Source organism: Pseudomonas sp. Z2-11, from assembly GCF_054161305.1.
Map to the genome: position 1 here is coordinate 3,533,955 of NZ_CP096395.1, position 12,075 is coordinate 3,546,029.

The 12,075-nt window shown below is 61.6% G+C and carries 11 protein-coding genes; 6 read left to right on the forward strand and 5 right to left on the reverse strand.

Annotated features, from left to right (window positions below; translation table 11 throughout):
• Positions 1-13: 13 nt before the first annotated feature.
• Positions 14-901 (reverse strand): LysR family transcriptional regulator, encoded by an 888-nt coding sequence (locus M1E16_RS15615; protein WP_434657533.1) that lies wholly within the window; start codon positions 899-901, stop codon positions 14-16.
• 94 nt (positions 902-995) lie between these two features.
• Between M1E16_RS15615 and M1E16_RS15620 the strand changes: the two genes are divergently transcribed.
• From M1E16_RS15620 to M1E16_RS15630, 3 genes are read left to right on the forward strand one after another with little or no spacing between them, the layout of a single operon-like run.
• Entirely contained in the window at positions 996-2,042 is a 1,047-nt protein-coding gene (locus M1E16_RS15620; protein ID WP_458127806.1) for an Ldh family oxidoreductase, read from the forward strand.
• Position 2,043: 1 nt separating this feature from the next.
• Positions 2,044-2,772, forward strand: coding sequence for an ABC transporter substrate-binding protein (locus tag M1E16_RS15625; RefSeq protein WP_458127807.1), 729 nt, complete (start codon positions 2,044-2,046; stop codon positions 2,770-2,772).
• Between the two features lie 49 nt (positions 2,773-2,821).
• Positions 2,822-4,126, forward strand: coding sequence for a CitMHS family transporter (locus M1E16_RS15630; protein ID WP_434657526.1), 1,305 nt, complete (start codon positions 2,822-2,824; stop codon positions 4,124-4,126).
• Between the two features lie 25 nt (positions 4,127-4,151).
• On the opposite strand, the gene M1E16_RS15635 is transcribed toward M1E16_RS15630, so the two are convergent.
• Together M1E16_RS15635 and M1E16_RS15640 are read right to left on the reverse strand one after the other, a co-directional pair.
• A complete protein-coding gene (locus M1E16_RS15635; protein ID WP_458127808.1) occupies positions 4,152-5,036 on the reverse strand; it encodes an alpha/beta fold hydrolase in 885 nt (294 codons plus the stop codon).
• Between the two features lie 150 nt (positions 5,037-5,186).
• Positions 5,187-6,155: a helix-turn-helix domain-containing protein gene (locus tag M1E16_RS15640; protein WP_458127809.1), complete on the reverse strand. Its 969-nt coding sequence runs from the start codon at positions 6,153-6,155 to the stop codon at positions 5,187-5,189.
• Between the two features lie 215 nt (positions 6,156-6,370).
• On the opposite strand from M1E16_RS15640, the gene M1E16_RS15645 reads away from it, so the two are divergent.
• The 3 genes from M1E16_RS15645 (at position 6,371) to M1E16_RS15655 (ending at position 9,885) form a co-directional block, all read left to right on the forward strand.
• A complete protein-coding gene (locus M1E16_RS15645; RefSeq protein WP_458127810.1) occupies positions 6,371-7,744 on the forward strand; it encodes an aspartate aminotransferase family protein in 1,374 nt (457 codons plus the stop codon).
• A gap of 31 nt (positions 7,745-7,775) precedes the next feature.
• Entirely contained in the window at positions 7,776-9,230 is a 1,455-nt protein-coding gene (locus tag M1E16_RS15650) for an aldehyde dehydrogenase family protein (RefSeq protein WP_458127811.1), read from the forward strand.
• Positions 9,231-9,321: 91 nt separating this feature from the next.
• On the forward strand, positions 9,322-9,885 hold the full coding sequence (locus M1E16_RS15655) for a cytochrome b (RefSeq protein ID WP_458127812.1): 564 nt from the start codon (positions 9,322-9,324) through the stop codon (positions 9,883-9,885).
• 41 nt (positions 9,886-9,926) lie between these two features.
• On the opposite strand, the gene acuI is transcribed toward M1E16_RS15655, so the two are convergent.
• Positions 9,927-10,913: an acrylyl-CoA reductase (NADPH) gene (gene acuI / locus M1E16_RS15660; protein ID WP_434697589.1), complete on the reverse strand. Its 987-nt coding sequence runs from the start codon at positions 10,911-10,913 to the stop codon at positions 9,927-9,929.
• Between the two features lie 72 nt (positions 10,914-10,985).
• On the reverse strand, positions 10,986-11,798 hold the full coding sequence (locus M1E16_RS15665; RefSeq protein ID WP_458127813.1) for an oxidoreductase: 813 nt from the start codon (positions 11,796-11,798) through the stop codon (positions 10,986-10,988).
• Positions 11,799-12,075: the final 277 nt, after the last annotated feature.

Genomic DNA, 12,075 nt, shown 5'->3' on the forward strand with positions numbered 1-12,075 from the left:
GACGTGGCGGTCGTTACTTCCCGATCCCCATCAACAGGTCGAAAAGCAATTGCGCCACCGGAGACAACGTTCGTCCACGACGCGATATCAGCCCCAGGGTTCGGCTGATCGCCGGATTCGTCAGCGGGCGCGTGACCAGGGTCGCATGCCCTTCCGCCGGCATGGCCAGCTTGGGCACCACACCCACGCCCAGCCCCGCCTCTACCAGGCTGACAAGCGCCGGAACGTGCTTCACCTCACAAAACGACCGGGGCCGGATATCGCGGTTGGCGAGCGCCTGGTCGATGAGGAAACGGTTGCCGCTGCCCTGCGCCAGGCTGATGTAGTCCACCGTTGTCAGGTCGTCCCAAGTCAGTGATTCGCGTTCGGTCAGCGGATGGCCGACTTGCAAGGCAACGACAAACGATTCCTCCAGCAACGGCTGGAACACCACGTCGGCATCCTGGGTACCTATGTAGGTCAGGCCAAAATCCGCCTCTCCCCTGGCCACCACCGTCAGGATCGCAGACGACGACTCATCGATGACCCGCACCCGGATTCCCGGGTATTTGGCGTGATATTGCCGAATGACATCCGGCAGGAAATACGCCACCGCCGAGGGTACGCAGGCGATGGTGACTTCTCCGGAAAGTCGGTAGGCCAGGTCGTGAAAACCGATCAGCGCATTTTCCAGTTCGTTCAGCACATTCCGCGCGCGGGGCAGAAAACCACGGCCGATGGTAGAAAGTTCCACTCGACGGGTGGTGCGCTCGAACAACTGCACCCCCAGAGCCAATTCAAGTTTGTCGACCCGACGCGACAGTGCGGATTGCGACAAATGCAGTGCCTGGGCAGCCGCGCTGAAACTGCCCAGATCCGCTACAGCGAGAAAACCGCGCAGATCCGCGAGATCAAAATTCATGCGTTTCCCTCATAGATCGAACTTTTATTTGCATTTCTCTTTTTAATCAGCGACCGGCAACCTGTCAACTCAGTCGAATCCATGAGCCATTTCCATGCACAACAAAAACGAATCCACTGATGTTGCCCTTGCAGATCTCCGCCAATTGGGGCGCCTTGCCTTCCAAGGACTGGGGCTTACGCCAGAAGCCGCCGAACAGGTCTGTGAAGTGTTGGTGCTTGCCGACTTGTTCGGTTTGACCACCCACGGCCTGAGCCGCATCGAGTCCTATGGCGAGCGCCTCGAGTCCGGCGGCATCAGCGCCGCAGCCGAGCCGACCGTGGAAGCGCTTGCCTCTGCCATCGCACGGGTTGACGGGCGCAATGCCGTCGGCCCATTGGTCGGCATGACAGCGCTGGAGGCAGGAATGAAGATCGCCCGGCAGTTCGGCATTGGCCTGGTCCTGGCGCGAGGCAGCAATCATTTCGGCCCGGTCTCGCCCTACTCCTACATCGCGGCCGAGCAAGGCTTCGTCAGCATCATCGGCAGCAATGCGACCACCACGATCGCGCCTTCGGGCGGCAGCGATGCACGCCTGGGCAACAGTCCTCTGGGGTTCGGCGTACCAAATCCGGATGGCAATCATTTCATGCTGGACATGGCCATGAGCGTGGTCGCGCGGGCCAAGATCCGCAACGCCCTCACCCGCCAGGAAAGCATTCCGGACAACTGGGCTACGGACGTCAACGGCAGGCCCACCACTGACCCCCGCGCAGCCTTGGAAGGCTTCCTGTTACCCATCGGCGGCCACAAGGGCTACGGGCTCGCGTTGGTGGTTGACCTGCTGGCGGGGCTGCTCTCGAACGCGGCCTATCTGACCCATGTGAAATCCTGGGTCGATGCGCCGGATGAGCCACAGAACCTGGGGCACTTCTTCATCCTCATCGATACGGCACGCCTTGGCTCCGCTGACTGGCTGCAGGAGCGCATGAGCGACTTTGCATCGATCCTTCATCAAAGCCCCCCCATCGAACCCGCGTCGCCGGTCATCGTTCCCGGGGAGATCGAACTGAAGAAGATGCGGCGCCATTTGCAGGAGGGCGTCCCGGTGGATGCCGTCACCCGGCGGCTGTTGGATCAATACGCAAGTCGGGTGGCCTGAGATGACTTCATCAACGGACAACCTTGCGGCCCTCTTCAGCCCCACTGGCGTGCTGCGCGCATCGATCAACGTGGGCAACCCCATCCTCGCGCGGCTGGACGAAGCCGGGAACGCGGTCGGTGTTTCGGTCGATCTGGCCGCTGCCTTCGCCGACGAGCTCGGGCTGCCGCTTGAGCTGCGCGTATTCAAAAGCGCGGGGGAATCCGTCGCGGCGGTTTCCGAGGGCCGAGCCGACTTCGGCTTCTTCGCGATTGACCCGCTTCGCGCCGAACAACTGGCCTTTACCGAACCCTATGTGCTGATCGAGGGCTGCTACCTGGTCAGGGAAGACTCGCCTTTGAGCGACATCAACCAAGTGGACCAGCCAGGCCTGGCGCTGGTCGTCGGCAAAGGCAGCGCCTATGACCTGCACCTGACGCGGGAGCTCAAGCACGCCACGATTATCCGCTCACCGACCTCACCGACCGTGGTCGATATCTTCCTCGCCGAGCACGCCGATGTGGCGGCAGGCGTGAAGCAACAGCTTGAGTTCGATACCACACGCTTCCCCGGCCTGCGCCTGTTGTCGGGGCGTTTCATGGAGATTCGCCAGGCCATGGGCGTTCCCCATGCCTATGGCAAGGACGCCGCCGAATGCTTGCGACGATTTGTCGAGCGGGCCAAGGCCAGCGGCTTCGTGGCCGAGGCCATCAAGCGCCACGGCATCGTTGGCGCCACGGTCCCCGGCTGACTACCCCAAACGTCCTGCGTCCTATCCAATAAAAACAAGAGTAACTGACATGTTGGCATTCCTTGGCTTATCGATGGTCGTGGTATTTACCTACCTGATCATGGCGAAGCGACTTTCGCCCATCGTTGCGCTGATTGTCGTACCGGTGGTCTTTTCGATCCTCGCGGGCTTCGCGCTCACCACCGACAAGATGATGCTCGACGGCATCAAGATGGTTGCCCCATCGGCAGCGCTGTTGCTGTTCGCGATCCTGTTCTTCGGCGTGTTGTTCGATGCCGGACTGTTCGACCCGATGATCAAGACGATCCTGCGTGTTGTGAATGGCAATCCGGTCAAGATTGCCGTCGGTACGGCCATTCTCTCGTTGACCACCGCACTGGATGGCGACGGCACGACCACCTACATGATCACTTGTGCAGCGATGCTGCCGTTGTACAAACGCATCCAGATGAACCCGATGATTCTCGCCAGTATCTGCGTGCTTTCGCTGAGCGTGATGGGCGGGATGACACCGTGGGGCGGGCCGGCGACTCGGGTCATCGCGGTGCTCGGGCTGGACGCCGCGGAGTTCTTCATTCCGCTGTTGCCGACCATGGCCATCGGCGCCGCCGGGGTGCTTTACATCGCGTATGTACTGGGACGGCGCGAGGTTCGGCGGATCGGTGTGGTGACGCTGGCCAGCGGTGGAGATGACTGTTACATAGATTCCATCGTCGGCCAGGGTGAGCATAAAAAACCGAAGAACGTGGTGCCCAACCTGATACTGGTATCGATGGTGATGGTCTGCCTGGTCACCGGACTGCTGAATTCGGTGATCAGTTTCCTGCTGGGATTCGTGATCGCCCTAGTCATGAATTACCCGAATCTGAACCTGCAAAAAGAGCGGATGCTCGCCCATGCTGGCAATGCCATGGTCGTTGTCTTGCTTGTATTCGCAGCGGGGGTGTTCGCGGGCATTTTCTCGGGCACAAAGATGGTCGATGCGATCGCACAGTTGATGGTGAACACCATCCCGGCTTCCTGGGCGCATCTGTTCCCGCTCGTGGTGGCGATTACCAGTATGCCGCTGACCTTTTTATTGTCCAACGACGCGTATTACTTTGGTGTCGTGCCCATTCTGGCCAACGCCGCAGCGGCATACGGCATCAGCCCCATGGAAATCGCCCGTGCTTCGGTACTGGGCCAACCTGTGCATCAGATCAGTCCGCTGGTGGCATCGACTTTATTGCTGGTCGGCATGATTGATCGGGACCTTGGAGACTTCCAAAAGAGCACCATCAAATGGGCGGTATTACTCTCGCTCCTGATGACATTCGCCTCATTACTGACGGGAGCGATCACGCTGTTTACTTGAGAGCAAGGGCAGCCTGCCAAGGAAGTCAACCACCGACGCTCAAGATCCCGTCAGCAAATTTTCCTGGCGCCTCTTGAGGCACGTTGTGGCCAATGTTTTCCAGGATTTCCCGGCGATACGACCCGGTAAAATGACGGGCGAATGGGTCCTCCTCGGCAGGCGGATCAACCGCATCAGCGCCACCCTCCAGAACCAATGAAGGCACCGCGATCCTCGGTTGTGCGGCAAGCCGCGATTCTATGTTCCGATAGGCTGGATCTCCCTCGACCAATCCGAAACGGTGACGGTACGAGTGTGTTACCACGTCAACAAAGTCGTCGTTCTCAAACGCTGCAGCGGTCGTTTCGAACGCCTCCTGCGTGAACCCCCAGGTTGGCGACCACATGCGCCATAACAAGCGGCAGAAATCCCTTCTGTTCGAGGTCAATCCAGCGCGACCACGGCTACCGTGAAGATAGTATTGATACCAGAGCAGGTGCTCCGCCTCGGGAGAAACAGGCCGGTGCGCTTCAGCGATATTCTGAATACTGTAGCCACCACAGCTGACCAAACCGCTTACCCTTTCCGGCCATAGCGCGGCGACGATGCAAGCCGCTCTTCCGCCCCAGTCATAACCCGCAAGTACAGCTTTTTCGATTTTCAGTGCGTCGAGAAAAGCCAACAGGTCGGCTCCTATTGCCGCCTGCTCTCCAGAGCGCATTGTCTGCTCATCCAGAAATCGGGTGGGGCCGTAGCCACGAAGATAAGGCGTCAAGCATCGCTTTCCAGCTGAAGCCAGGATCCTGGCGACTTCATCGTAGGCATGCACGTCATAGGGGAAGCCGTGGAGCAACACCACGGGGGGCCCGTCGACCGGACCGACCTCCAGATAGGCGATTTCCAGAACACCGGCTTTAACAGTTTTCATCATTGCCTCCTGCGTAGCACCTGCGATCGAAAAATCGGACAAGGAAAAACAAGCCCATGCTCAATGAATCGATAACCTCGCGTTCCATCAGAAGCGACAAGCGTCCCGCCCGGAATCGACGCCAGCGAACCGCCGATTGCGCCAGGAAAATCTTCAGGCATGGGCGCAATCGGGAATGGCGGCGCGGGTCGTATGGGAGGGCAATTCCGCGAACAGCTCCTGATACTCCGCGGCAAAATGGCTGAGGTGATAAAAACCCCATTGGGCGGCGGCGTCGCCGATCGACAGATGGGACGCCCGGGTAGACATCAAGGTCCGACGCACACCGTTGAGCCTGACGGAGCGCAGATAGTTGATTGGCGTGGTCTCGGCAACCGAGCGGAAGCTGTTCTGCACGGTACGCCGGCTCACCTGGAGGCGCTGGCAGAGGTCGTCCACGCTGGGCACGTTGTTCAGTTCCGCGGTCGCCAGGCGGTGGCATTTTTCGACAATGTAACTGCGCGTCGAGCTTGGCGTGCGCTGCTGCTTGTCGCAGGCCGGATCGATCATCAGTTGCAGCAACTCGCCGAGCATGGCCTGTTCCAGCGCCAGCTCGCGATCTTGCGTCGGGTCGAGCTCTTCGCTTGAGAGAGCCAGGGAAAATGCCGCCAGCATGCGACGGCGGGCGTCGGCATAACGTTGAGTGGGCAGCCTGATGACCGGCTGCCGCAGCAATTGACCGATTTCCTTTGCCGAGGTGGTTTGTGCCAGCGCCTGCTCGAACCATTCGCGCTCGAAGGTAATGGCCAGCAGCTCCATGCCCATCGGCATATGGAACATGAACTCCTCGCCCCCGTGCAGGAAGAACAGGCTGCTGTCGTCGACCTCCCGCCCTTGCATCCGGATCGAACCCGGAACCGTGATGGGCACGGCGAAACACATCTTGCCCCGGGGCGCGACGCCGTGCTGCACGACACGCTGGTTGATCTTCTCGCGAAATACGTGGCAGCGCGCGGTGCTCAGCTGTATGAGCGAGCTCTCGGCCGAGCCGGCGGTCAGTTGGTTGTAATCCTGATTCCACTCCTGGACGGTAGCGGCGTGGACATGAATATCGCGGAAATGGCTGATGTTGTGGTTTTTCATGATGACAAAAGCCTCTGCCGATATTCTTGTTTTTGGGATCGTCTTTGTGCGCAATATTCTCACGATAGGAGAATTCTGCAAATTTATTTGATTAGCTGTCAGCACTCATGCCGGAACGCTTGTGGCGGCCAGCCAATGTGCCGATTCGGGCTACCGGCCGCGCACGGGCGACGGGGATGATCGGGACACTGAAACCGACATCCTGAGAGACCGTCATGAGTGAAGCCAAACTTGAATCCCTGCATTTTGCGGATGCCCCGCGGATCACCTCCGCCATTCCCGGCCCCCGGACCATCGAGGCCCTGGCGTTATCGGCGCGTACCGAGTCGATGGCGCGCGGCGGCGGACGCATGCCCGTGGCCATGGACAGGGCTTTTGGCGCGACCTTCAAGGACCCCGATGGCAACACCTATATCGACCTGTCCGCCGGCGTGGGCGTCAGCAGCGTAGGCCGCTGCCATCCGGAGGTAGTGCAAGCGATCCGTGAACAGTCCGAAGTGCTGATGCACGCCCTGGAAGTGAACAGTACCCGGCGCACCGAACTGGCGGCGAAGATTGCCGAAATCGCCCCCGACGGCTTGCGCGGCGATTGCATAACGTTCTTCACGCAAAGCGGCAGCGACGCGCTGGAGGCCGCGGTCAAGTTCGCCAAGCGCATTACCGGGCGGCATCAGATCATCGCTTTCCACGGTGGCTACCACGGCGTCTGGAACGCCTCGGGCGCGCTGACCACCGGCACGGCCTACCGCAAGGGCTACGGCGCCCAGATGGGCGGGGTCATTCATGCGCCCTACCCTTACGCCTATCGTTTTCCCTTCGACACCACGCACAAAAGCGCCGAGCAGATCGCCGGCGAATACGTGGATTACTTGCTGAACACCCCTTACACAGCGGCCGATGACGTGGCCGCGGTGATCGTCGAACCGGTCCAGGGCGAAGGCGGCTACGTGCCCCCGTCGCCAGAGTTCCTGCAATTGTTGCGCAAGGCCTGCGACCGCAGTGGCGCGTTGCTGATCGTCGATGAAGTGCAGTCCGGCGCGGGACGCACCGGCAAGATGTGGGCGGTCGAACATTCAAGCGTCAAGCCCGACATGCTCACCTTCGGCAAGGGCATCGGCAGCGACCTGCCGATGGCGGGCCTGATCATGCGCTCGGACCTGGCGGCGGCGATTCCTGACGGCTCGGTGCCCAATACCTTTGCCGCCAACTCACTCTCGGCGGCAGTGGCGCTGACCAATATCAGCATCCTCCAGGACCCCGAACTCGACCTGCTCAACCGCGCCCACACGCTCGGGCTGGATGCGCAGGAACGCATCCGCGGTTTCGACAGCCCGTTCATCGGCGAGGTACGCGGTCGCGGCCTGATGATCGGCATCGAGCTGGTCGAGGACCCGGTCACCAAAGCGCCGCTGGCGCCGGCCAGGATCGGCCAACTGATGGGTTACCTGCTGAACCACGGCGTACTGATGATTCCCTGCGGTCGCTACAGCAACGTGATGCGGGTGATGCCTTCGCTGACGATCCCACGCTCGATGTTCTTCAAGGCCCTGGACATTTTTGGCGACGCCCTGGCCACCCTCAAGGCATGACCGTCCACTTCACCTTATTACGGATCGCAAAATGACCCAGCACTTCAAGCACTTCATCGAAGGCGCGGCCGTCGAAGCCTCCGACGGCCGCCGCATCCCCCTCGTCGACCCAGTGACGGAACAGGCCTACGGCAGCTCCGCACGCGGCACCGCCGAAGACGTCGACCGTGCGGTGAACGCTGCACTCGACCAACTCGAGCGTGGCGCCTGGAGTCGGCTTGACGGCGCCCAGCGCGCGCGACTGCTGTCGAAACTGGCTGACCTGGTCGAGCGCGACATCGAACAGCTCGCCGACCTCGACGCCAATGCCATCGGCCGCTCCCCCCTCGAACCCCGCCGGATGGACATCCCAAACGCCGTTGCGAACCTGCGCGCCGCCGCCGGCTGGGCCAATCAGCTGGAGGGCCGGACCATCCCCTCCGGCGGCTATTTCGGCACCAGGACCCTGTCGTATACGGTGCGCGAACCGGTGGGCGTGGTCGGCGCCATCGTGCCCTGGAACTCACCGCTGATGATCACCGTCTGGAAGCTCGCCGCGTTACTCGCGGCAGGCTGCACGGTGGTCATCAAGCCTTCGGAAGAAACCCCGCAATCGGCCCTCCATCTGGCGGCGCTGGCCCAGGAAGCGGGCTTCCCCGACGGGGTGATCAACGTGGTCACCGGTTACGGCGATGAAGTTGGCCGTGCCCTGTGCGAACACCCGCACGTCGCCAAGATCAGCTTCACCGGCAGCCCCGAAGCGGGTCGCGAAATCCAGCGCACCGCCGGTGTGCTGTTCAAGCGCGTCGCCCTGGAGCTGGGCGGCAAGAGTCCGCAGATTGTCTTCGACGACGCACCCTTCGACGATGCGCTGCATGGCTGCTCGCTCGGCCTGTTCGTCAACCAGGGACAGATCTGCGCGGCCGGCTCGCGCATCCTGGTCCAGCGCGGCATCGCCGAGCGCTTCGCCGCGGCGCTTGCCGATGCCGCACGGGCGGTCAAGGTCGGCGATCCTCGGCAAGCTGACATACAGATGGGCCCCGTGGCCAAAAAGGCCCAGTTCGAGCGCGTCAACCGGTACATCCAATTGGGCATCGAGCAAGGTGCCACGCTGTTGGCTGGCGGCGTATCGACGCCAGAACGGGGCTGGTTTGTCCAACCGACCATCTTTGCCAACGCACGCAATGACATGGCGATCGCCCGGGACGAGATCTTCGGCCCGGTCGGCACCGTGATCACTTTCGACAGCGAAGACGAGGCTCTTGCCTTGGCCAACGATTCTGCTTACGGCCTCGCGGCGACGGTCTGGACCAACGACCTGGCAAAAGCGCATCGCGTGGCTGGGGCGGTGAAGGCCGGCGCCGTGGGCGTCAACTGCTGGAGCCCGCTGGACGCCAACCTGCCTTGGGGCGGGGTGAAAGCCAGCGGCATTGGCCGTGAGGGCGGATTTGCCGGCGCGTTGGCCTACACCGAAGAAAAAGTCATCACCGTATTGCTGCCCACCTGATAGCCATCCCTGCACTGACCGAGCGACCCTCGATGCGCTGCTTACCTGAAGGTCGCTCAGGTGCATTTTTGTTACCGATGGAGAGACCGCGATGAATCCGGCAAATCAAACACCTGTTGATCGGTATCCTACGTCCCTGCGACTCCTGCATTGGGCGCGCGCCGTGCTCATCGCAGGCCTGCTCTGGGCAGGCTGGCACATGACCGGGCTGGATGACGAAGTGGCGAGCAAATACGAGCTTTATTATCCGTGGCACAAATCGTTCGGGGTGTTGGCATTCTTGCTGGTCCTGGTCCAGATCGTCTTGCGCGTGCGAACCCCCAGGCTGCCGCAGCCGCCGGAATCATTGGCGCGCTATGAACGGGTTTCGTCAAGACTCGCCCACCGTACCTTGTATGCGCTGCTGGTGATCGTGCCGTTAATGGGCTATTCGATGTCGAGCACCTACACGATGAGCGATGGGGTGTTCTTCTTTGGCGTGAACCTCCCGGAGCTGCTTGGCAAAAATGACGATTGGTTTGTCGTCTTCCAATGGCTGCACAAGGTGCTCGCCTACACGCTGCTCGGCCTGATCCTGCTGCACGTTGCCGGCGCGCTCAAGCACCGGTTCCTCGACCGCGATCCCCGAAGCGACGTGCTGCGCCGCATGCTCTGACGGCTTTGCAAACCCTCGTCGGACACCGCGGGAGGCCTTGATTATGCGTTCACATCCACGACCGTACGCCCGCGCACCTTTCCTTCCAGCACCTGAGCGGCGACCTGCGGAACCTGCGCCAGGCCGACGACCTGGGTGGTCCGGGCGAGCTTGTTCACGTCGAGATCCCGGGCCAGTCGCGCCCATGCCTGCAGGCGAACATCTTGCGGAGCGTTCACCGAGTCGATACCGGCGAGGGTCACGTTGCGCAGGATGAAGGGCAGCACCGAGCCGGGCAGATCCGCCCCCTGGGCCAGGCCGAAAGCGGCGACAACGCCACGATATCGAGTCTGTGCCAAGGCGTTGACCAAGGTATGGCTACCGACCGAATCGATGACGCCGGCCCAACGCTCCTTGGCAACCGGAGCACCCGGCTCGGACAAGGTGTGGCGATCGATAATCTCGCAGGCACCTAGATCGCGCAGATAATCGGCTTCTTCCGGGCGGCCGGTCGAGGCAATCACCCGATAGCCCAGGCCGGACAACAGTGCGATTGCAACCGAGCCCGCGCCGCCATTGGCGCCGGTCACCAGGATGTCGCCACGCTCAGGCGTCAGGCCGCCATGCTCCAGGGCCAATACACTGAGCATCGCGGTATAGCCGGCGGTGCCGATGGCCATGGCCTGGCGGGTCGAAAAAACCTCCGGAACCTTCACCAGCCAGTCGCCGCTCACGCGCGCCTTCTGGGCAAAGCCGCCGTGGTGGGTCTGGCTCAGCCCCCAGCCGTTGAGCAGCACCCGATCGCCAGCCCGGAAAGCGGCATGACTTGAGCTTTCGACAACGCCGGCAAAGTCGATGCCGGGAATCAGCGGAAATTGGCGGATCACTGGTGTGCGACCGCTGAGCGCCAAGGCGTCCTTGTAATTGACGGTGGAGTACTCGATCACGACGGTGACGTCGCCGGCCATCAGGTCCTCATCCTTGAAGTCGACCAGGCTGGTGGAAATCACCTCAGCGGTTTGGGTGCAAAGCAGCGCTTTGAAGGTCATTGTTGGTTTCCTCTTCATTCTGAGCGGGTCGGGGCCAACGCAGCGAATGCAGGCGCTGGCCCGGCTGGCAATTCACGCGAGCTGCAGGGCCTTGCGGATGCCCGTGTCCAGCACGCCAGCCGGCGCGAAGCGACGCATGAACTGCAACTGCGCGGCTGTCTTGCCGGCGGTGTAACGCAGCTTCGGCCGCTCGGCGCGAGCAGCCTTGAGCACCACGTCAGCCACCACGTCGGGGCCCTCCGCGGTCGCCATTGCCTGGTTGACGACCTTCGTTACCTTAACCCGAATGTCCTCATACACGTCCAGCTTGGCGTCGGCCTGCAGGCTGTTGCTTTCGAATGCCGTGCGCGTATAGCCGGGCTCGATGACGACCACCCGGATGCCATGGGTGCGCAACTCGTGATCCAGCGCTTGGGAATAGCCATCCACCGCATGTTTGCTGGCCACGTAGAGCGCCACATAAGGTACGGATACGACACCAAGAATGGAGCCGATGTTGATGATTCGACCGCTGCCCTGACGTCGCATGTGGGGCACAACGGCGCGGGTCATGCGCACGACACCGAGGAAATTGGTATCGAAGACGGCCTTGGCCTGCTCGATCGAGCTTTCTTCCGCCGCGGCCGGAGCAAGCCCGAAGCCGGCATTGTTGACCAGCAAATCGATACGCCCTTCCCGGCGCAGCAGCTCGGCGACAGCGGCTTCGACGCTGGCGTCGTCGGTCACGTCCAGCGCCAGCATCGCATAGGGCTGATGCTCAGCGCGGGTTCCGCGGCGACTGGTGCCATAGACGGTGTAGCCGGCGGATGCCAGTTTGTTGGCGATAGCCTCACCGATGCCGGACGAAGCGCCAGTCACCAACGCTACGGGTTTAGTGGTGGTCATGAAGTTTTCCTCGGCTGCCTGGTTGGCCCGGCATCGGTGCGTGTCGGGCGAACCTATGATGATGACCATAATCATAGACGTCAAGATTTTTGATTTTGATCGACATCAAAACAGACTGACCTGTTTGCGTCCCCCATGAACCCACCGATACCGGCAGGATGATCTATACCTACAGGAACACGCGCCCAGGCCAGACGACAATAAGAGACGCCCGGGCAAGACGATTGACCAGTCAGGGAAACGCGGCCTCCGTGCATTGGCCTGCGACATGTTCCCG